The organism is Proteus sp. ZN5 (genome assembly GCF_011046025.1).
Taxonomy (GTDB): domain Bacteria; phylum Pseudomonadota; class Gammaproteobacteria; order Enterobacterales; family Enterobacteriaceae; genus Proteus.
Genome location: NZ_CP047639.1, coordinates 42429 through 63412, shown reverse-complemented (window position 1 = coordinate 63412; position 20984 = coordinate 42429). Strand labels below are relative to the sequence as shown.

Sequence of the window (20984 nt, the reverse complement as noted above, 5' to 3'; positions counted from 1 at the left end):
TTTATTGAGCTTTCATTTTTCTATATAAAGTTGCAATGCTAATTCCTAAAATTTCAGCAGCTTTTTTCTTTCCTTCTAATGTTATTCCTGTTTTATCTAATACGCTCATAATGGTTTGATATTCTGATGTCAGGCTTTGAGTTTTGAGAAGCTCCTGTGTGTTTAATGGTTGAGTTTTATTTTTATTGTCTGTTTTAACTTCTGTATAGATACCACTGACTTTTTCTTTTTCTAAAGGTTCAGAATGAGGGGGTTCTAGCAAATAAGGAGGAAGATGACTGAGGTTTAAATCAACGGTATCGCCTTGCATAACATACATATACTCAATCACATTGCGTAGCTCTCTGATATTGCCGGGCCAATCATAGGAATATAAGTAGTTAATAATAGAGTTGGGGATCTTCGCTGCAGGTCGCTGATAGGTTAATGCTAAATCGTCGGCAAAAAATTGCGCAAGTTCTGCGATGTCTTCCCGATGATCACGTAATGCAGGAGTGTGGATCGGAACAACATTCAGGCGATAAAACAGATCTTCACGAAATTGTCCTTTATTTACCATTTCACGCAGATCTTTATTGGTGGCAGCAATGATCCTCACATCAATATTGATCATATTATTAGAGCCAACACGAGTAATACTTTTTTCTTGAAGTACGCGTAAAAGCTTGGCTTGTAGATGCAAAGGCATATCCCCAATTTCATCTAGGAATAGGCTTCCACCATGCGCTAATTCAAATTTACCAATACGCCCTTTAGGATCAGCGCCACTAAATGCACCACGTACATAACCAAAGAGCTCACTTTCTAAGAGTTGTTCAGGAATGGCCGCACAGTTAATAGTAATAAAAGGCTGCTTTGTGCGTAGGCTTTGTTGATGAATAGTATAAGCAACCACTTCTTTACCTGAGCCACTTTCTCCTGTGATAAGCACACTGGCGTGACTAACAGCGACTTTGCTTAACATACTTTTTAATTGAAGCATACTTTGTGAATTGCCAATTAAAGGGGAGTGGGGATTTTCATCAACAGAGAGGGTATTTACTTGTGTCATATAATCACGAGCATCATGAAAGATAACCATGCTGAGTTGGTCATTATCAACCGATGAAAACGTGATTTTTTTACACAGAACATGATAGCGTTGTTGGTTTAATACCAGCCATGCTTCTTCATCGCCATAAAGAATATCGCCTGTCATCTGGATATCGAGAGATTGACCAATCAATTCACAATCAAAAAAGCGTAAAGCAGAAAGATTGGCGTGCCAAATTTTGCCTTGGCTATCGATAGCAATTACACCTCTATCCATTACATCAATCAAGTTACGGAAAGTGCCAAATCGTTCTTGTTCTCTAAGCCTTTCAAGGCATTCAAAAACACGGCTTGAGATCATCTCTGAAAACTGTTCAATAAAGGTGATAAAAGCCTGCTTTTGTTTCATCAGGAATTTTTTTTGTTCTCGGTTAGAACAGATAATACCAATGACACCAATAACTTGATTATTAAGAAAAATTGGCGCGTTTAGATCAAGCTCTTCGGTACAAGTTAAGCGATTTTGACATAGCTGACAGAGATCATTCTCTTTTGGATCTTCGATCAGAATGGTTTTTTGGACTTGTAGTACATGGCGATAAATATACCCATTACTAGAAACATCTTGATTGAGCATATAGCGATAACGACCTGTACCAGCAATACGAATTAAGTTGTTATCAATAATTTCAACATCGGTACCGGTGATACCGGCAATGGCATCAGTGTACTTGCTGATTTCATCTTGTAGTGTACTGAGTAATGAGTGCATCACATTCTCACCTTAAAATTATCAATATTGATAATAAATTATCATCACTTGTTTATGGTGTTAAATTTAGTTGTTATTTATCAGTTTATTATATGATTTTCGTATAAAGCTCACACAGTTTATTATTATTGATAATTTATCACTTAAATAAAACCGCCTAGATCACAGCTTTTCTGCATCATTAATTTCATCTCTTAATCGTTAAAACAATAAAAATATTTAAAATCAAATTGTTATGTTTTTATTCAGGGCTTTTTGAGTGAGTTGGCATACATATTGCGATATAGGGGATAACCCTATGTATTCCGATTAATCGCGATATTGGGTTATCGCGAATTTTAAAGTGTGATTAAGAGGTAATTCCATGCAGGAGCAATTGCAGTACCTGATTAACCAAAGTTCATTTACGCGAAAACCAACCGCTGAGCTTGTCCCTTTTCGTTATGAAGAGTTAGCCAAAGCGTTAGATTTTCACAGAACTATTCCAGGATACGCACCTACACCATTATTTCATTTACCCCAGTTAGCTAAAACCTTAGGGGTTGGTGAGTTATATCTCAAAGACGAGTCTTTCCGTTTTGGTTTAAAAGCATTTAAAGCGTTAGGTGGTGCTTATGCAATGGCACGCCATATTGCTGATTTCCTCGAAATGGACATAAGTGAATTACCTTATGAGGTAATGATCAGTGATGAGATCAGGAAAAAGTTAAATGGCGTAACTTTTGCGACAACCACTGACGGGAATCATGGACGCGGTGTTGCTTGGATGGCAAGACAGTTAAAACAAAAAGCTGTGGTCTATATGCCAAAAGGATCATCGCAAGAACGTTTGGATGCCATTTTACGTGAAGGTGCCGTCGCTGAAATCGTTGATATGAACTATGACGATGCAGTGAGAATGACGGCTGAAATGGCTGAAAAATACGGCTGGATAGTGGTTCAAGATACTGCATGGGATGGTTATGAAGAGATCCCACTTTGGATCATGCAAGGCTACGGCACTTTAATGCTGGAATCTCTCGCGCAATTACATGAAGTACCTCCGACGCATATTTTTGTGCAAGCCGGTGTAGGCTCTTTTGCGGGTATGGTGCAAGGCATGGTAACCGCGGCTTATGGCAAACAAGCACCGAAAGTGATTGTGACTGAAGCGCGTATTGCCGACTGTTTATATCAATCTGCAGTATCAGGAAAAGCGGATGCTATTCCTGTTGGTGGGGATCTACAAACAGTGATGGCAGGGCTTGCTTGTGGTGAAGCGAATAGTATTGGTTGGAATTTATTACGCGATTATTCAGCGGCATTTTTCTCTTGCCCTGATGCCGTCGCGACTAGGGGAATGCGGATTTTAGGGAACCCTTTACCCGGCGATCCGCACATCATTTCTGGTGAATCTGGCGCAGTGACAACAGGTTTGCTCTCTATTTTGATGCAATCACCTGTTTATCAGAACGCGAAAGAAGAGCTGGGATTAGATGAAAATGCAAGAGTGCTTGTGATAAGCACTGAAGGTGACACCGATCCTGAACGTTATCGCGATATCGTGTGGGATGGTGAGTTGCCTAGCTTCAAACAATTTTAAAAAACAAATAAGTCTTTTGGAGTGAATAGTATGTTATCAGCAAACCGATTTGATGAAGTTATTAAGAATTGCCAATTATTAATCCAACAAAAAAGCTATTCAGGTGAAGAAGGTAACGTTGTTAAGGTCATAGAAGAGATGATGAAAAACTATGATTTTGACGATATTCATATTGATAAATACGGCAATATCATTGGCGGAATTATAGGTCAACATCCAGGGAAAACCCTTGTTTTTGATGGCCATATCGACACCGTACCGGTTAGTGAGCGTGACTGGAAAGAAAAGCCTTATGGTGCAGAAATAAAAGACGGCAAGATTTATGGCCGTGGCACCAGTGATATGAAAGGTGCTGTCGCTGCTATGATTTCGGCGATAGGTTTTTATGGTCAAGATAATCAGCGTAATTTTGCTGGCCGCATTTATGTCTCTTGTATTGTGCATGAAGAGTGTTTTGAAGGTGTTGCCGCAAGACTCGTTTCTGAGCGCTATAAACCAGACTATGTGGTGATTGGTGAAGCTTCCGAATTAAACCTCAAGATTGGGCAACGTGGTCGTGCTGAAATTGTTGTTGAAACTTTTGGTAAACCCGCTCACTCCGCTAATCCAGATGCTGGGATCAACTCTGTTTATAAAATGGCAAAACTGATCGAGAAGATCAGAACCTTAACACCATCGGTTCATCCTGTATTAGGAAAAGGGATCTTAGAACTAACGGACATTAAATCATCACCTTATCCGGGGGCTTCGGTTGTACCTGAGTATTGTCGTGCCACTTACGATCGCCGTTTATTAGTGGGTGAAACTAAAGAACAAGTGCTTGCACCATTACAAAAAGCGATTGATGAACTTGCTTCTCAAGATGCTGATTTTAAAGCTAAAGTCTCTTATGCCTACGGTACTGAAAAATGTTACACCGGAGCCACTATTGAAGGTGAACGATTCTTCCCTGGTTGGGTATTAGAAGAGAGCGATCCTTATGTGCAAAGCGTTTTAAAAGGGCTGCATGAATCGGGCTTTAACCCTACCGTCACACAATACTCTTTCTGTACTAACGGTAGTCACTATGCAGGTGAAGCGGGTATTAAAACCATTGGTTTTGGTCCATCCCGAGAAAACTTGGCGCACACCATTGATGAATATATCGAAATTGAACAGTTAACAGGTGCTGCGAGCGGTTACTACAGCATTATGAACAGCCTTTATCACCTTTAATCTTACGAAATAAATCCTTACTAGAAGAGTATCTGACAAAAGAGTCAGATGCTCTTTGGAGAAATAACAGAATGAAAACAATATTTAAAAACGCCACTGTTATTGATGGAACAGGGGCAAGTGCATTTCAAGCTGATGTTGTGGTTAATGAAGGAAAAATAATAAAAATCGGCCAGTTTGATGCAAAAACAAATGATCAGATTATTGATGCAACAGGGAAAATAGTCTGTCCCGGTTTTATTGATACTCATACTCACTCTGACTTGTCTGCTCTGCTTAACCCTGCTTTATCCGCCAAAATTCGCCAAGGGATCACCACTGAATTGTTAGGGCAAGATGGTGTCGCGTTAGCACCATTACCAGAACAATATATTTCAGCATGGCGCAAGAATATTGCGGGTTTAGATGGTGATTCTGACAGTATTGATTGGCATTTTAAGAATACCGAAGGTTACTTAGGGATGTTGGAAGCTAGAGGCTCTGCAACGAATCTTGCTTACCTTGTTCCTCATGGCAACATCCGAATGGAAGCGATGGGATTAGAAGGTAATCCTTCTACTCGAGAAGATGTCGCCAAGATGTGTGAGATTTTAGAGCGTGAATTAAAAGCAGGGGCATTTGGTTTATCAACTGGATTGATTTATATGCCTTGTGCCTTTGGTGATACCGCTGAAATGATTGAGCTTTGTAAGGTGACAGCAAAACACAATGGTATTTTTGTCGTTCACCAGCGCAGTGAAGCTGACGATATTATTCAATCGACTCAAGAGCTTATTGATATCGCTAAAGCATCAGGTGTTTGGTTGCATATTTCCCATATGAAGGTGTGCGGTAAGAAAAACTGGGGATTAATCGACGAAATGCTCGGTATGTTAGAACAAGCACAAAAAGAAGGTATCCGTATCTCTTTTGACCAATATCCATATGTGGCAGGCAGTACCATGCTTGGGGTGATTTTACCGCCTTGGGTTCACGCAGGAGGTACAGAGAAATTATTAGAACGCTTAGCCTCTCCTGAACTGCGTAAAAAGATGATTGAAGATATCGAAAAAGGCATTCCGGGTTGGGATAACTTTATTGATTTCGCAGGGTTAGAAAATATTTATGTCACTAGTTCTAAAACAGAAAAAAACCAAGATGCTGTTGGACTTAGCCTTGTAGAGCTAGGCAAATTGAGAGGTAAAGATCCGTATAACGCAACATTCGACCTGCTATATGAAGAAGAAAATGCGGTCGGAATGGTGGATTTTTACGGTACAGAAGAACACGTTATCAAATTCTTATGTCGTCCTGAACAAAACGTATGTACTGATGGGCTAATGGGGGCTGGTAAACCTCATCCCCGTGTATTCGGTGCATTCCCTCGTGTTTTAGGGAAATACGTCAGAGAAGAAAAATGCCTCACTTGGGAACAAGCTATCCGCAAAATGACAGGTAAACCTGCCGAAGTCCTTCGATTAACCGACAGAGGCTTAATTAAAGAGGGATATGCCGCAGATATTGTGATGTTTGATCCTGAAACCATTATTGATAAAGGCACGTTTGTTGAACCAAACCAATACCCAGAAGGGATCGACTTGGTAATGGTCAATGGTCGTATCGCATTAATTAATGGGGTCGAAAGTTACGCTTGTAGCGGTCATGTTTTAAGAGCATAGCCGCACAATAGCGCTCTTAAACGTTAAACCTTATCTCTGTTTATCACGGTTGTTATTCAACCGTGATGGTTTCCCCTTACCTGAGGAACAGGAAAATGAGTTCAAATATTATTCCAGACCTTCATCAGAAGAAAACATGGAAAGCTCGTTATACGGTTTTATCCTTAATTTGGTTAGCATGGTTACTTTCATTCTTAGATAGAATGGTAATGAGTGTTTCATTACCCTTTATTGGACGTGATCTTAATCTTGATACCACCCAACAAGGCTTAATAATCAGTGCGTTCTTTGTCGGTTATGCGGCATTCCAAATACCCGGTGGTTTCTTAGCTGACCGCTTTGGTGCGCGTAAAATCATGGCGATCGGTATTGCATGGTGGTCAGTATTCACCAGCTTAACGGGTATGGTGTTTACATTACCGTTAATGCTTGTTGTGCGATTCTTATTTGGTATTGGTGAAGGTTGTTTTCCCTCTGCCTCGTGGAAAATGATCTCAACGTATTTCCCATCTAAAGAGCGTGGTCGTGCAACGGCAATTCAGTCAACAGTAAATACCTTAGGGCCGGCATTAGCTGTCATTGTTGCAGCGAGTATTATCGGTGCTTTTGGCTGGCATATGGTGTTTATTGTTTTAGGTATTCCGGGTTTATTAATAGCAGCGGGTATTTATTTCTTCACTCGTGATAACCCAAAAGATCACCCAAGTATTACTCAACAAGATCTCGATGAATTAGCAGCAGATGGCACATTAACGGATAAACCTGTTGAAGAGGTACCTTTTAAAGACGTTTTAAAGATGCCAGTGTTGTGGCAAATGGCAGCGATTTGGTTTCTGTTTGATATTACCTTCTGGGGATTCTCAACATGGTTACCAAGTTATTTAATTACTGTTCGTGAATTCTCTTTGGCTAAAACCGGGGTAATGGCGGCTATTCCATTCTTATTTGGTGCTGGTGGTACATTATTAGGTGGTTATGTTTCTGATAAATGTAAATCACAGCGTAAATGGTTATATATGGTTACCGCAGTGATTGCAGCTGGCTTCTTATATATGACATATACCGTTGAAAGTGCTGATATGGCGGTTGTATATCAGTGTATTTCAGCATTATTTATGTTCTTCGCTATGGCAATGTTCTGGGGTATTTTAATGGATACTATTCCAAATAAAATCATGGGTCGTGCTTCAGGGATTGTTAACTTCGGTGGTCAAATGGCAGGTGTTGTTTCTGCACCGGTTATGGGCTTCTTAATTAAAGCCAGTGGCGGTAGTTATGACAGCGCATTTATGTTTATGATCATTGCATTGGTTGCCTCTGCTGTTGTGACGTTCACTGTTAAAATGAGAAATACACCAGCACCCATTTAATTAATCAGTATTAATAACGTTTATATTTAAATAAGTGTGATGTTATTAAAAGAAATAAGATTAATTAAATAAAATAAATGTATTAACTGTAAGATTTATTTATTAAAACTCACTATACGCTTTATTGATTTTTTAATTTAAAAAATCTTATTGCAGGATACTTTTGTCTTAAAAAAGCCACGATTAAAAATCGTGGCTTTGCTTTTGTTAGCTTAATAACACTATTTGCTTATCAGAATAAAGTCATTACCACTAAAACAGAGTGTGGCATCACCACGAATAACTCGGTGATGGGCAATATGGCGTTGGCTATTTAATGAGGCGTGTTGCTTCATCATATAAGCCTCTAAATGCCACGCAATAAGTTTTTTAGCGAGCTTTTTATTAGCGTGCTGACTACGCTCTGATTGCACTTTTACACTAATACCAGTGGCAATATGTGTTGCTCTGACCGCAGATTCTGTTTTGTTAACATGCTGACCACCGGGGCCATTGGAACGCATGGTTTCAAAGACAATTTCTTTGTCATTAATTTCATCAGGTTGCTCAAAACAAGCAACACCAATAAACCAGTTTTTACGCTTATGTCGTGGTCGTAGTGTACTTGCACACTGCCATTGCACTGAACCTGCCCATTGTTGTGCGATAGCTTGTGCATCACTACCTTCAAGAGATACTAATGCAGATTTTAAGCCATGACGTGAAGGCTCTTTTTCAAGAACAGTAACCTTAACTTGCTGTTTTATTGTTGATTTCAAAAAATAATTTAAGGCTTTTTCAACGGCTAAACAGCACTCTTCAGGACCTTGTGCGGAGGTGAATTGTAATAACATTACGCCATCTCTCCACTGGTTTTATAGGTGATCACGGGTTTTAAACGAGCAATGACTTCGATTAATCCAATACTCACCATACTTTCAATCACTGTCTCAATTGATTTATAAGATTGTGGTGCTTCTTCATAAATCAGTTGTTTATTGGCACAAATAATACGGCTACCTAATGCAGTTCGTGAAAGTTGTAAGGGTGTAAAACGGTGTGATAAACGGCCTTTACACTCTGTTCGCATCCATTTTCTGCCAGCACCATGCGGTAATGAATGAAGGCTTAATTCAGACACAATAGGCTTAACAATATAACTGTAATCACCGCGTGAACCAGGAATAACGACCATATTGTGATGTGCCGGTGTTGCACCTTTTCGATGTAACCAGCCTTGTTGACCATGTAATTCGCAAGGCTCTACAAGATTATGATTTACATCAGAAATAACTTCACCTTGAGTACGGATCTGGCGCATCATTCTTTCACCAATAAGGCGACGATTAATCTTTGCATAATCAAGTGCATTATTGTGAGCTTGTAAATATTCATTTGCATCTTCGGTGTTAGCAACCAGTCCTTTATGACCAAACTGTTCTGTATGAGCACGTAAGATAGATTGTCCTAAACCTCTCGAGCCGCTGTGAACGAGTAGCAATAACTGTTTTTTATTGATACCACTTTCAGCGAAAAGGGTTTCATTGATCACTTGGTCAATTTGTTGGAATTCAGCAAAGTGATTACCACCACCAATAGAGCCTAAAGATCCAGCAAAAGGGTGGTTTTGCATTTCAGTCGGTAGATGTGTTTCTAACCATTCTGAAGGTGCGATATCACTCATTTCACTTAACTGTTTTTCTGCTTTATCTAAGTTAAGTTTGCTGTTTTTAAATTCAGTTTGAAAGAGTGTCATACCACAGCCAATATCATTTCCGACTAAAGCAGGGTAAAAACGATTAACAGAAAAAAAGGCTGCTCCAATAGGATAACCGCGACCTGGATGTAGGTCTGGCATACCTGCCACATAAGCCATATCAGGAAGTTGAGCCGTTGTTTCTAATTGTTGGATTGCTTTGCTTTCAATCCAAGTATTATCCGATGCGATATAACAAACGCTGTCAGATAAATAATGAACACACTTGTCCATATACCAATCCATATAATGTAAAGGATAAAAAATAAATTGATTGGCGGACAGCAAAAAGAAGGAAAAAAGGATTACTTCTGAGATTGTCCGCAAAGAGTATTCATATTTGTAGTTGTCATGGGATACCTCCTTGCGTTAATTAAAATGGGTGAGAAATAATAAATCGCGGGCATAGTAACCACTTTTTTTTGCCTTGGCAATCAAAAAGTGGTGTGAATTTTATTTATTTTTATAAAAGAGAATAAATATAATTTATTTAATTTAATGCTAACTTTTCTTTATTATTTATTTTAGTTAGCCCTCTATTTTTAATTAATAAATCACTTTTACTGAGCTTTTTCGGCAATAATCTTCGTAATCATCCGTCAATTTTCTATCTGTGATAACAACATCAAACTGAGCTAAATCGCCCATATTGCCCGGCGCTGTTTCATCAAAATAGTGATATTTGGTGAGTAAAATTTTACGAATAGATTTATCCATCGCTTTTTTCTTCATATAAAGATCGTCGATGTTATAACAGGTAACGCCAAAATCGAGATGGATGCCTTCAGCTGAAATAAAAGCTTTCTTAGGATTAATGCTATCAAGATAAGAAGGTTGGGTCGGATTGTAGAAAGAATCACTTTTAGGGCGATATTCACCTCCGCAGAGTAATACGGTGGCATTTTTCTTCTGGCTTAATGCCAAAAATACACGATGAGAATAACAAATTCCGGTGAAATGCAGGTTATCGGGAATAAGCTCAATCAGTGTAGGAATAAATTGCCCATTATCGAAAAAAAGAACATCGCCGTCAGAAACCATACCTGCGGCAAGATTTGGAATATGAAGTTCTTCAGTTTGATCTGGTGTAATAATATCAGAGGATGTTGAGATTAACCCTGAATGAGGCTGCGCTAATGCAACAACGTAACCACCTAATAATGACATCGGAAAAGGGTTTTCGGCGTCAGAACTAAGGTCGCGCCTAATTGTCATTTCAGAAACTTCAAGGATCCTCGCGGCGTCTTTAAGATGTATGCGACCTGAGCGTTTAATACATTCACTGAGGCGGCGCAAACGTTCGTGCTGTTTGGTCTCTATCACCGAAGGATCCTTGTGTTATCGAATAGCGTACTCCAAGAAAATATACGCTAAATAATTAGTAGTTTGATTCAGGTGCATCTGAATCTGTTGCGATAGCGACACTTGCGCTAGCACCGATACGTGTTGCACCTGCTTTGATCATGTTTAATGCTGTTTGACGATCGCGAACACCACCTGATGCTTTCACGCCAACTTCATCACCCACTGTTTTGCGCATTAAAGCAACATGATGTTCGGTTGCGCCCATTGTACTGTATCCTGTTGATGTTTTCACAAAATCAACGCGGATCTCACGACACATTTCACAAACTAAACGTACTTCGTCATCAGTTAATAAGCAAGTTTCTAAAATAACTTTTAGAGTTGTATTACCACAAGCTGCTTTTACTGCTTCAATATCTTGTTTTACGAAGTCTAAACGACCGCTTTTTAACATACCGATATTGATAACCATATCGACTTCTTGTGCACCTTGACGAATAGCTTCAGCTGCTTCAAATGCTTTTGTTGCTGTTAAACCAGCACCAAATGGGAAGTCGATAACACAACATACTTTTACATCACTTCCTTTAAGGCAAGTTCTTGCTAAAGGGATGTAAGAAGTGTTAATACAAACAGAGAAGAAACCATGTTCAGCTGCTTCAGCACACAATTTCTTGATTTGTGCTTCAGTTGTATCTGCTGCAAGAAGGGTATGATCGATATAATTAGCTAATGGACGCATAGTATATTCCTTAATAAGAAGATTGTTATTTATCACTCATGTTAGTTTGGCAACATATTAGTGCTGTTTTAACGAGATAACAATCACAAATGATACTTAAATAACATGATACTGTTATATATCTATCAGAATGTCACTATTTTCACATTTATAAATTTCACATAAGAGTAAGAGGCGCTATGGATATCGCAGTGATTGGTTCAAATATGGTGGATTTGATCACCTATATAGATAGGATGCCAAAAGAGGGAGAAACCCTTGAGGCGCCGGCATTTAAGATTGGTTGCGGTGGTAAAGGGGCTAACCAAGCGGTTGCTGCTGCTAAATTAAATTCAAAAGTGATGATGTTAACAAAGGTTGGCGATGATATTTTCGCGGATAACACCATCATGAATTTAGGATCTTATGGCATTAATACACGCTATGTTGAAAAAGTACCGGGTACAACAAGTGGCGTTGCACCTATTTTTGTGACTTCTCAATCATCAAATAGCATTTTAATTGTTAAAGGTGCTAATCAGCATTTGTCGCCAGAAGATATTGATAGAGCGACCGATAGTCTGAAAAAATGCAAAATAATTGTACTGCAATTAGAAATCCCGCTTGAAACCGTCTATCACGCTATTGAGTTCGGTAACAAACACCATATTCCTGTGTTATTTAACCCAGCACCCGCTTCAAAAGAATTAGATCTTGATATTGCTGCTCGTTGTGACTTTTTTGTTCCAAATGAAACAGAGCTGGAAATTTTAACGGGGATGCCAATCACTACAATGGGTGAAATTCGTGAAGCCGCCTGTTCTTTACTACAAAAAGGTTTTAAGAATGTCATCGTTACATTAGGTGAAAAAGGGGCATTATGGATGAATGGCCAAATTGAGAAGTACATTCCTGCCATCAAAGTTGATGCTATAGATACCAGCGGAGCGGGTGATGCTTTTATTGGTTGTTTCTCTCATTATTATGTTCACACCAATAATATTGAAGAAGCTTTAAATAAAGCCGTTATGTTTTCAGGCTTAAGCGTTACCGGAAAAGGTACGCAATCTTCTTATCCAAGCATTGAAGAATTTGGGCAGTTTTTAGGAAATAAAAAATAACGGATAATTCTATTTGGGATATTATCCAGTTATGATGATTTAGCATAAAAAAGCACCCTTTAATTCAGACTAAAAGAGTCCAACTTTTGGGGTGCAGTTCAGTTTACGGTGGGGAGCAGTCACATAGGGGACTATCAGTTAAATTAAGCAATGAGAAAATACGTTTTAATACACTATTAATTGCCTGTGACTTCACAAATTTATTAATTTATGAGGTTCTTCTTTAATTTTTTGCCAAAAATAAATGCTTCTTGTCTGAATGTTAAAGGTGAGTTTTCTTTTTACTGCTTAGAATTAGCTATTATTATTGTTTTTGTACCTTATAAGTGACTTTATTTTATATTTTTATTTTTCAACCATATTTTTCAAGAATATTTCTTAATAAAAGAATTATTTGAGAAAGTAAATAATAATTATGCTTAAGGGTGTCAAATGAAACTATACAGTGAAGATTATTTTTCTGCACCAAATCAACCTATTGCGGTAGAGCCTAGGGTTCCTCAGCCTATATTTCCTGAACATACTCATGATTTCAGTGAAATATTTATTGTCACCCAAGGAATTGGATTACATGTTTTAAATGGGCAACCTCATACGTTATGTCCAGGAACAGTCTGTTATATTAAATCTGAGGATTATCATTTATTTGATAATGTCTCAGGCTTAAATTTAACCAATGTGTTATATCGCTCTATATCAGAGTTTACATATTTAAATAATATTAGTCAGTTTCTACCTGTAAATAATAAAGACAAATGCTCACATTGGTTATTAAATAAAGTTAATTTTATTAAGTCACAAAAAATAATTGATAAATTAAGTAAGGTGACAGGAAAAGATATTGCTGAAGAAGAGAGTTTATTTTTTCAATTATTAGTAACATTGCAAGAGGGAAAATATAATACTATAACGGATGGAAGTAACGAACAAAAAATGATGCAAGTATTACGCTGGTTAAATATGAATTATCTTGAGGTTGTTGATTGGGCAGTACTTGCTGAAAAGTACGATATTTCATTACGAACGCTACATAGGCACATAAAAAATCATTTGGGGTTATCGCCTCAAAATTATTTAATGAAACTAAGATTATCAGATGCTTATTATAAAATTCGTTTCTCGGATGAGCGTATTACTGATATTGCATTGAATTGTGGTTTTAATGATAGCGCCTATTTTTCTACCTGTTTTAAAAATGAGTACAATGTCACACCCAGAGCGTTACGTTATTGCACATAGAATGCTATCTAGCAATGATATTTTTTTTAGCATTTGGGAGTGGTAATGAATAACAATATTTTATCCCTAAAAGGTAACAATTATTTTATTTGTGATGAGAATACTATCACAATAGAAAAAAGAAAATCACAAGAGAGTTTTGTTATTCATGATCATGATTTTAATGAATTAGTCATGGTTTTTTCGGGAAATGGCATTCATACATGGAATGGGGATGATTACCCTATAACTTGTGGTGATTTTTTTTATATTAATGCCAATGATAGGCACGGCTATTATGCCGTTAATCAGTTAAGACTAGTTAATATCTTGTATAAACCTGAAAAACTGTTATTTAAACAAGAAATATCACAATACCTTCCTTTGGTAACAGAAGCAAAAGAGATGCGTCAGTGGAAATTACCACCATCTTGTTTATCTCAATTTGTTCCTATTATCGAACAAATAGATAAAGAGTGTCGTAAGCCTGACAGTCTTTCAATTCACTTATGTGAAGCTTTTTTCTTGCAGTTTATCTTACTGATTTCTCGTTATCGCTATCAGCTCAATAATTCACCTGTAAGTTCTGTTCATTTAATTGATATTTTAATTACAAGATTAAATCAAAGTATATCAACACCATTTTCTTTAAACGGATTTGCACAGGAGCATCAGGTCGCTTCTCGTTCCTTATATCGATTATTTAAATCGAATACGGGAATGACAATTACCGGCTATTTACAGCAATTACGCTTATGCCATGCGGCTACATTATTAAGAACAACAGATTTATTAATTAGTGATATTGCTGCGCAATGTGGTTATGAAGACAGTAATTATTTCTCATCTGTTTTTCATAAGAAAATGAATATTACGGCAAGTGATTATCGACAAAATTTTCATAGCAATAAATAAGCCAGACGGGCGATATTATTAAATATCACCCTAAATAGACGGTTATTTAAGAAAGAACACTTCTTGTAAATCATCGCTTACAGGGCTGTTATCTGGATTTGATGGCATGACATCAGACATGTATTTCCACCATTTTTGACAGATTTCTGTCGTAGCGACCGCATTCCATTGTGCTTCTGATTCAATTTGTACATAACCAAAAAGTAGGTTTCTCTTTTTATCAAGGAAGATGGAGTAATTATGAGCACCATGAGATTTTAATGTTGCTTCAAGTTCTTGCCAAATCGGGTTATGTCGTTGTTGATATTCTTGATGAGCGTTGGCATTAACTTGCATAACAAAGGCTTTTCTTATCATGGGTAACCTCTTAATTAAGATAAGATTTTTATCAGGAAATATCAGGGCTAATACACATTAGCCCTGATGATCTATTATGCGGCCATACCTAAGCCCACAATATTGGCAGCAAGAATGATCACTAAACAACCCAGAGATAAAATACGTACAGGTTTTCTTCCAGTATCTTTCCACTCTTTTAATATTAAGCCGACAATACCACCACATAAGACATAGAAGCTCATGTGTAGCATCCAGCTCATAAAGCCGTATTCTGTTGGAATATTGGCGTGACCCCATGCATAAAAGAAGAATTGGAAATACCACATACCACCACCTAAGATGGCAAATAAGATATTGCTAATAAGTAGTGCTTTAGGGACAGAAATATCAAGTTTGAAAGAGAGATCTTTTTTGCACATCAGGCGACTAAAGCAGTAGCCTAAATTAATTAATGCACCACCCCCCATAATTACCACATAGCTTGGCAAAGCCACATAGAGAGAAGAAACGCCTAATTGGGATGCAGTTTCATGCATAGGAACGGCTGCACTCATCGCAAATGACATGCCAGCAGAAAAAATACCGCACATTACTGCTAATAATAAGCCTTTTTTCAGATCAAACTCTTCAGCTCGAACACCCGTTGCCCGCTCTTTTAAAAGCCCTGCATAAGAGACTATCGCTACGCCAATGAGGGCAATTGCCACTCCGGCCAAAGTTAGTTTTCCTCCCGTTGAAGCAACGAGTTCACCAAATTTACCTTGAATAATCGGTGTCATTAATGTGCCGACAATTAAGGTTATCCCAATGGCAATCCCAATTCCCATCGACATTCCCAAATAGCGCATTGTCAGACCATAACCAATGTTTCCCACTCCCCACATTGCACCGAATAAAAAGACAGGTAACAGGATCTCACTACCAAAAGAAGCGTAATATGCCCAAAAATCAGGAAGTAGTAAGTAGCTGATTGTCCAAGGTAAAATTATCCAAGAAAATATTCCAGCCACAGACCACATGGTTTCCCATGACCATCTTTTGACTTTTTTCAGTGGTGCGTAAAAACATGCAGCGGAGGCGGCACCGACAAAGTGCCAGAAAATGCCTAATATAATTCCACTACCCATGAGTTTTTCCTCATACCATTATTATTGTGTTTTTCTTTGTGACAAAGGAAGGGCTTTGCCACAAAGAAACGGGTGTTATTTCAGCGCTTCGCGCATTGGAGAAACATTAAAGCGTTTAGCTAACGCAATGAGATTTTCGGTCGAAATAGTCTGCTTTTTACCGCCCATTGAGAGTACTTTGACTAGAATTTCAGCTGATTTTTCAGCGGTATCAATTAAGCCAAATGCATCATCAAGAGTTGGTCCTGAGCCAAAAATACCGTGGAATGGCCATAAAACCAGTCCGTGTCTTTCCATTTGTCGTGCTGTTTCAAGTCCAATGCCATCTGTTCCTGGTACCATCCAAGGGAAAACACCAATACCATCAGGGAACACCACTAAACACTCTGTACTCATTTCCCAAAGTTGGCGTGTAATGGTGGCACTATCGAGCGGTAGCACGTAGCTAAGTGCAATCAAGTTTGTCGCATGGCAATGCATAATGACGCGATTTTGTCCTTCAGTGACTTTTAGTCGCGTAATATGTGACTGAAAATGGGCTGCAAATTCAGAAGTTGGAATACCACCATTAACCAGTCCCCAAACAATGTGGTAACCCTGACCTTCTTCATCAATTTTTACCAATCCCAAGGTATCTTCGGGATCGAGTGCAACGTTGCGAAAAAACTTACCTGATCCTGTCACGATAAAGTATTGATTTGCTAATTCTTTAACAGGTTCTGTGACTTCGATATAGCGTGGTGTTGAATAAAAGTCTCCCTGATAAGGTAGGACTTCTTCTGGTGTTAAACGTAAGCTGACATTCCCGCCATTACGTTCATCCCAGCCTTTGAGCCACATATCACTGGTGGCTTTGATCATGCCTTGTACAAAATGAGATGTGATAATTTTTTGCATGGGGTTAACCTTATCTCTTTGATAAAACATTGTTTTCGTAATGACGAACTTCTTGTAACCACTTATCGCCTACAGGAACATTTTGGCGCTCGCAGTATTCGTCCCAAACAGCTTGCCAAGGTAGTGCTTTTTGCTCTTCCAATAAGGCAAGGCGTGCCGTGAAATCACCATCAATTTCTAATTGGCGTAACATTGGGGTTGGCTCAAGTAAGGCACGTAACAAGGCTTTTTTCATATTACGTGTACCAATAACCCAAGCAGCGATACGGTTAATAGAAGCATCAAAGAAATCGAGACCGATATGAACACGGTTTTGTAAGTTATGTCTGATGATTTCATTTGCAATCGCCTGTGTTTCATCATCAAGTAAAATAACGTGGTCACTATCCCAACGGACGGGGCGACTCACATGGAGAAGTAAGCGTTCAACGTAAGGCATCACCGCAGAAATTTTGTCTGAAATAACTTCTGTTGGATGGAAATGCCCTGCATCTAAACAAAGTGCGGTTTGACGAGTAATGGCGTAGCCGAGGTAAAACTCACTAGATCCTGCGGTATAAGACTCAGCACCAATACCAAACAATTTACTTTCAACGGCATCAATATGATGCTTAGTGGAAAATTTCTCACTAATAGCTTCATCAAGCGCTTCAACAAGACGTTGTCTTGGGGCGTAGCGATCGATAGGAGTATCTTTCATGCCATCAGGGATCCAGATATTCATCACCGAAGCAGTATTCAGTGATTCACCGAAATAGGCAGATATGCGACGACATGCTTTGGCGTGACCAATCCAGTAATCACGGATCTCTTTATTCGCGTGCGTTAATGTGGCTTCAAGGCTTAAAGGGTGAGAGAAAAAGGAAGGATTAAAGTCTAGCCCAATGTTTTGTTGTTTTGCCCATTCAACCCAATTGGCAAAATGTATTGGTTTGATTTCATTGCGTTCAACAGGTGTATCAGATTCTAAATAAAGAGCATGGAGATTAACTCTTTTTGTACCAGGAATAAGGCTCATTGCCTTTTCCATATCCGCACGCAATTCTGTGGCATTACGCGCTTTACCCGGATAATTCCCCGTTGCTTGAATGCCGCCAGTTAATGCAGAGTTTGAAGGTTCAAATCCTGCAACGTCATCACCTTGCCAGCAATGAATAGATACAGGCAATGCTTCCATTGCTTGAATAGCTTTTTCTGTATCAACACCGATTTGTGAAAAACGTTGCTTGGCAAGTTGATAACTTTCTTTAATGTAAGACATAGCACTTTCCTTATCCGTAAATCGCGTATAAAAATCTTTAGCGTTTAGTTTCAATAAGTTGTAAAAATGATTGCCACACATTTTCACTTGGTGGCGCTTTAGGCATAAACGTAGTGTGAGTGGTACTGTTGCTTATCAAATGGCGAAAATGATCGATATCTTCAATTTCATTTAGTGCAATGAGTTGTAAGCCCACATTACCTAGCGTTGAGGCTTCGATAGGACCCGTAATAACGGGAATTCCACAGGTGTTGGCACAAAGTTGGTTAAGCAGGGCGTTTTGGCTACCTCCGCCAACAATATGTAATTGTGTTAATTGCGTACAATGAAGTGTTTGTAATTCAAGGAAAACATAGCGATAAAGCAGTGCTAAACTGTCAAAAATACAGCGTGACAACTGTGCTGGTGTGCTAGGCGCGATTTTTCCCTGTTGTTGGCAATAATCTTGAATCGCTTTACTCATTGAATCTGGATTGAGAAAGCATTCATCATTAGGATTAATTAAATAAGTAAAAGGTGTGATGTGTTCAACATCATTAATTAATGCAGCAATATCAGTAATGTGGTGTTCTTTACAAATGGACTGAAATAGCCACAGCCCCATAATATTTTTAAGAACACGATAACGACCTTCAGCACCACCTTCATTAGTAATATTGGCATATAAAGATTGGGTTGAAACGCAAGGTGTGGATCGTTCAATTCCCATTAAAGACCAAGTTCCTGAACTTAAATAAGCGCACTGTTGATCTTTTAATGGTGTAGCAATCACTGCGCTCGCCGTATCATGGCTAGCAACGGAGATAACAGGAATTGCCTCATTTTTACTGTTTTGCCAATAACCAATTGTATTTCCGGGTTGTTTAATAGGCATAAACCAATGATGAGGAATTTGCAGATAATCAAGCAGTGCTTTATTCCAATCTCCCGTTTTTATATCGACTAATTGTGATGTGGTGGCATTGGTGTATTCACAATTAAGCTTGCCAGTTAAACGGTAGGCCAGATAATCAGGGATCATCACAAAATGCGCCACATTCTCTCGCCATGATGGTGCTTCAAGTTGCATGGCTTTGAGTTGATAGAGGGTATTAAAAGGAAGAAATTGGATGCCAGTTTGTTGATAGATCCATTCAGTTTTGAGATCTTTTTGCACCTGTTGCATCACGTTTTCAGTGCGTTTATCACGATAAGAGTAACTTAGACCAACACGCTCCCCTTGTGCATTTAACAGCACATAATCAACGCCCCAAGTATCAATACCGATGCTACTTATGACAATATTTTGCTGCTCTATTAAAGATAAGCCAGTGCGAATATGTTGCTCTAATAAGTCTAGATCCCAGCAAGTATGACCTTCATTCATCATAAAACGATTAGTGAAGCGATGAACTTCAGTCAGTGATAATTGCTGATGAGCTTTATCAAAGCTTGCTAACATGACGCGACCACTTGAAGCACCAAGATCGATAGCAACGGTATATCGGATACTCATAGTCTAAATTCCTGTGATATAGAAATTGAAACTATCTTAAGAAGTGGGCCAACATGATGCGTTAAACATTCTGCCAATAAACGGAAAAGTTGGCAGAATAACCAAAGTCGACGTGATGCTATTCACAATTTCACCAACAAGCGTTCAAACTCGATCCTTTATGACCCGTTTTATAATGTGACTGATTTCACAAAGTGATGATGAGTATGATTGAAATGTAATTTCATAAGATGTAGCTTTGATTGAAATTTGGTTTCATTAAGGTTGTTGTGATGAAAGAAGATGCATTGAGCGAATGTCTCAAAAATGAAAGCAATCAAGAAACAGCACAGTTTTCTGAATTAAGCGCTTTAGAGTTAGTCACGCTTATCAATAGTGCAGATATGACTGTTGCAAATGCCGTTAAAAAAGAATTACCCGCTATTGCTAAAGTAGTAGAAAAAATTACCGAACGTTTGCAAAAAGGTGGGCGTATTTTTTATGTCGGCGCAGGAACAAGTGGCCGATTGGCGGTATTAGACAGTGCGGAATGTCCCCCTACTTTTGGTGTATCTCCTACATTAGTTCAGGCGATTATTGCTGGCGGTCATGATGCAATGCTAAAAGCGGTTGAAAATATTGAGGATAGCCAAGAAGCGGCAATTGAAGAACTTCAACGTCGTCATGTCAGTGATAAAGATGTCGTCATTGGCATTGCTGCAAGTGGTCGTACCCCCTTTACTGTCGCGGCTTTGCAATATGGTAAAAAGCTAAAAGCGTTGACAGTCTCCATTACCACTCGTGGCAAAAGTATGATGAGTGAAATGGCTGATTTATCTATTGCGCCAGATGTGGGAGCAGAGGTGTTAACAGGCTCCACAAGAATGAAAAGTGGCACAGCCCAAAAAATGATTTTGGGTATGTTAAGCACCAGCGTAATGACTAAACTTGGAAAAGTGCATAAAAACCTGATGGTGGACGTGATCGCGAGTAATGAGAAATTACAACGTCGTGCTGAAGGTATTGTCAGCGAGGTATGTGGGATTTCAAATGAAAGAGCCAGAACGCTATTACAAATGGTTAATTATCATCCTAGAAAAGCCATTTTAATGTATGAACTTCACTTGAGTGTGGAGAAAGTCGATCAAATTACACAGCAATATCCTTATCGTTCGCTACAACAGCAACTTGCCCTATTTAACTAATAACAATATGAGTAAATACTCTGAACTTTAGCAGGCA

General features: G+C 38.6%; 18 protein-coding genes. 8 read left to right on the top strand and 10 right to left on the bottom strand.

Translation table 11 applies throughout. The features are described from left to right. Position 1: 1 nt before the first annotated feature. Complete coding sequence (locus GTK47_RS00295) at positions 2–1804, bottom strand: sigma 54-interacting transcriptional regulator (protein WP_165121779.1); 1803 nt, start codon at positions 1802–1804, stop codon at positions 2–4. 364 nt (positions 1805–2168) lie between these two features. Between GTK47_RS00295 and dpaL the strand changes: the two genes are divergently transcribed. The 4 genes from dpaL (at position 2169) to GTK47_RS00275 (ending at position 7629) form a co-directional block, all read left to right on the top strand. Beyond that, positions 2169–3386 (top strand): diaminopropionate ammonia-lyase, encoded by a 1218-nt coding sequence (gene dpaL, locus GTK47_RS00290; RefSeq protein WP_165121778.1) that lies wholly within the window; start codon positions 2169–2171, stop codon positions 3384–3386. A 30-nt stretch (positions 3387–3416) separates the two neighbouring features. Beyond that, positions 3417–4601, top strand: a complete 1185-nt coding sequence (locus GTK47_RS00285) for a YgeY family selenium metabolism-linked hydrolase (RefSeq protein ID WP_088493930.1) — start codon at positions 3417–3419, stop codon at positions 4599–4601. A 71-nt stretch (positions 4602–4672) separates the two neighbouring features. Continuing rightward, on the top strand, positions 4673–6259 hold the full coding sequence (locus tag GTK47_RS00280) for a D-aminoacylase (protein WP_100157995.1): 1587 nt from the start codon (positions 4673–4675) through the stop codon (positions 6257–6259). Positions 6260–6354: 95 nt separating this feature from the next. Continuing rightward, complete coding sequence (locus GTK47_RS00275) at positions 6355–7629, top strand: MFS transporter (RefSeq protein WP_165121777.1); 1275 nt, start codon at positions 6355–6357, stop codon at positions 7627–7629. 221 nt (positions 7630–7850) lie between these two features. Here GTK47_RS00275 and prfH read toward each other — a convergent pair whose 3' ends face one another. The 4 genes from prfH to deoC form a co-directional block, all read right to left on the bottom strand. Beyond that, entirely contained in the window at positions 7851–8462 is a 612-nt protein-coding gene (gene prfH / locus GTK47_RS00270) for a peptide chain release factor H (RefSeq protein ID WP_165121776.1), read from the bottom strand. Beyond that, positions 8462–9598, bottom strand: a complete 1137-nt coding sequence (locus GTK47_RS00265) for an RNA ligase RtcB family protein (RefSeq protein ID WP_165121775.1) — start codon at positions 9596–9598, stop codon at positions 8462–8464. Before GTK47_RS00265 ends, prfH begins: the two co-directional genes overlap by 1 nt. Before the next feature lie 312 nt (positions 9599–9910). Next, positions 9911–10687, bottom strand: coding sequence for a DeoR family transcriptional regulator (locus tag GTK47_RS00260; RefSeq protein WP_165121774.1), 777 nt, complete (start codon positions 10685–10687; stop codon positions 9911–9913). A 55-nt stretch (positions 10688–10742) separates the two neighbouring features. Then, positions 10743–11411, bottom strand: a complete 669-nt coding sequence (gene deoC, locus GTK47_RS00255; protein WP_075672244.1) for a deoxyribose-phosphate aldolase — start codon at positions 11409–11411, stop codon at positions 10743–10745. 179 nt (positions 11412–11590) lie between these two features. Here deoC and rbsK point away from each other — a divergent pair, with 179 nt between their 5' ends. From rbsK to GTK47_RS00240, 3 genes are all read left to right on the top strand, one after another. Continuing rightward, complete coding sequence (gene rbsK, locus GTK47_RS00250) at positions 11591–12511, top strand: ribokinase (protein ID WP_165121773.1); 921 nt, start codon at positions 11591–11593, stop codon at positions 12509–12511. A gap of 432 nt (positions 12512–12943) precedes the next feature. Continuing rightward, positions 12944–13750 (top strand): HTH-type transcriptional activator RhaS, encoded by an 807-nt coding sequence (gene rhaS, locus GTK47_RS00245; protein WP_109401935.1) that lies wholly within the window; start codon positions 12944–12946, stop codon positions 13748–13750. Between the two features lie 45 nt (positions 13751–13795). Next, positions 13796–14644, top strand: a complete 849-nt coding sequence (locus tag GTK47_RS00240; RefSeq protein WP_109401934.1) for a helix-turn-helix domain-containing protein — start codon at positions 13796–13798, stop codon at positions 14642–14644. A 42-nt stretch (positions 14645–14686) separates the two neighbouring features. Here the strand turns inward: GTK47_RS00240 and rhaM are convergent, their stop codons facing one another. The 5 genes from rhaM to rhaB all read right to left on the bottom strand — a co-directional run bounded on the left by rhaM (position 14687) and on the right by rhaB (position 19763). Beyond that, positions 14687–15001, bottom strand: a complete 315-nt coding sequence (gene rhaM / locus GTK47_RS00235; RefSeq protein WP_109401933.1) for an L-rhamnose mutarotase — start codon at positions 14999–15001, stop codon at positions 14687–14689. Positions 15002–15075: 74 nt separating this feature from the next. Further along, positions 15076–16110, bottom strand: coding sequence for an L-rhamnose/proton symporter RhaT (gene rhaT, locus GTK47_RS00230; RefSeq protein WP_165121772.1), 1035 nt, complete (start codon positions 16108–16110; stop codon positions 15076–15078). A 75-nt stretch (positions 16111–16185) separates the two neighbouring features. Beyond that, positions 16186–17007 carry a rhamnulose-1-phosphate aldolase gene (gene rhaD / locus GTK47_RS00225; protein ID WP_165121771.1) on the bottom strand — a complete coding sequence of 274 codons (822 nt, stop codon included), beginning with the start codon at positions 17005–17007 and terminating at the stop codon, positions 16186–16188. Positions 17008–17017: 10 nt separating this feature from the next. Beyond that, positions 17018–18268: an L-rhamnose isomerase gene (locus tag GTK47_RS00220; RefSeq protein WP_165121770.1), complete on the bottom strand. Its 1251-nt coding sequence runs from the start codon at positions 18266–18268 to the stop codon at positions 17018–17020. A 37-nt stretch (positions 18269–18305) separates the two neighbouring features. Then, a complete protein-coding gene (gene rhaB, locus GTK47_RS00215; protein ID WP_109401930.1) occupies positions 18306–19763 on the bottom strand; it encodes a rhamnulokinase in 1458 nt (485 codons plus the stop codon). Positions 19764–20035: 272 nt separating this feature from the next. Between rhaB and murQ the strand changes: the two genes are divergently transcribed. Further along, complete coding sequence (gene murQ, locus GTK47_RS00210; protein ID WP_165121769.1) at positions 20036–20947, top strand: N-acetylmuramic acid 6-phosphate etherase; 912 nt, start codon at positions 20036–20038, stop codon at positions 20945–20947. Positions 20948–20984 lie beyond the last annotated feature (37 nt).

Bases quoted from the DNA above. Each gene is read 5' to 3' on its own strand.
- GTK47_RS00220 (WP_165121770.1), bottom strand. From the start codon at position 18,268: ATGTCTTACATTAAAGAAAGTTATCAACTTGCCAAGCAACGTTTTTCA.
- deoC (WP_075672244.1), bottom strand. From the start codon at position 11,411: ATGCGTCCATTAGCTAATTATATCGATCATACCCTTCTTGCAGCAGAT.
- rhaT (WP_165121772.1), bottom strand. From the start codon at position 16,110: ATGGGTAGTGGAATTATATTAGGCATTTTCTGGCACTTTGTCGGTGCC.
- rbsK (WP_165121773.1), top strand. From the start codon at position 11,591: ATGGATATCGCAGTGATTGGTTCAAATATGGTGGATTTGATCACCTAT.
- prfH (WP_165121776.1), bottom strand. From the start codon at position 8,462: ATGTTATTACAATTCACCTCCGCACAAGGTCCTGAAGAGTGCTGTTTA.
- rhaS (WP_109401935.1), top strand. From the start codon at position 12,944: ATGAAACTATACAGTGAAGATTATTTTTCTGCACCAAATCAACCTATT.
- GTK47_RS00240 (WP_109401934.1), top strand. From the start codon at position 13,796: ATGAATAACAATATTTTATCCCTAAAAGGTAACAATTATTTTATTTGT.
- GTK47_RS00295 (WP_165121779.1), bottom strand. From the start codon at position 1,804: ATGCACTCATTACTCAGTACACTACAAGATGAAATCAGCAAGTACACT.
- rhaB (WP_109401930.1), bottom strand. From the start codon at position 19,763: ATGAGTATCCGATATACCGTTGCTATCGATCTTGGTGCTTCAAGTGGT.
- rhaM (WP_109401933.1), bottom strand. From the start codon at position 15,001: ATGATAAGAAAAGCCTTTGTTATGCAAGTTAATGCCAACGCTCATCAA.
- murQ (WP_165121769.1), top strand. From the start codon at position 20,036: ATGAAAGAAGATGCATTGAGCGAATGTCTCAAAAATGAAAGCAATCAA.
- GTK47_RS00285 (WP_088493930.1), top strand. From the start codon at position 3,417: ATGTTATCAGCAAACCGATTTGATGAAGTTATTAAGAATTGCCAATTA.
- dpaL (WP_165121778.1), top strand. From the start codon at position 2,169: ATGCAGGAGCAATTGCAGTACCTGATTAACCAAAGTTCATTTACGCGA.
- rhaD (WP_165121771.1), bottom strand. From the start codon at position 17,007: ATGCAAAAAATTATCACATCTCATTTTGTACAAGGCATGATCAAAGCC.
- GTK47_RS00280 (WP_100157995.1), top strand. From the start codon at position 4,673: ATGAAAACAATATTTAAAAACGCCACTGTTATTGATGGAACAGGGGCA.
- GTK47_RS00275 (WP_165121777.1), top strand. From the start codon at position 6,355: ATGAGTTCAAATATTATTCCAGACCTTCATCAGAAGAAAACATGGAAA.
- GTK47_RS00265 (WP_165121775.1), bottom strand. From the start codon at position 9,598: ATGGACAAGTGTGTTCATTATTTATCTGACAGCGTTTGTTATATCGCA.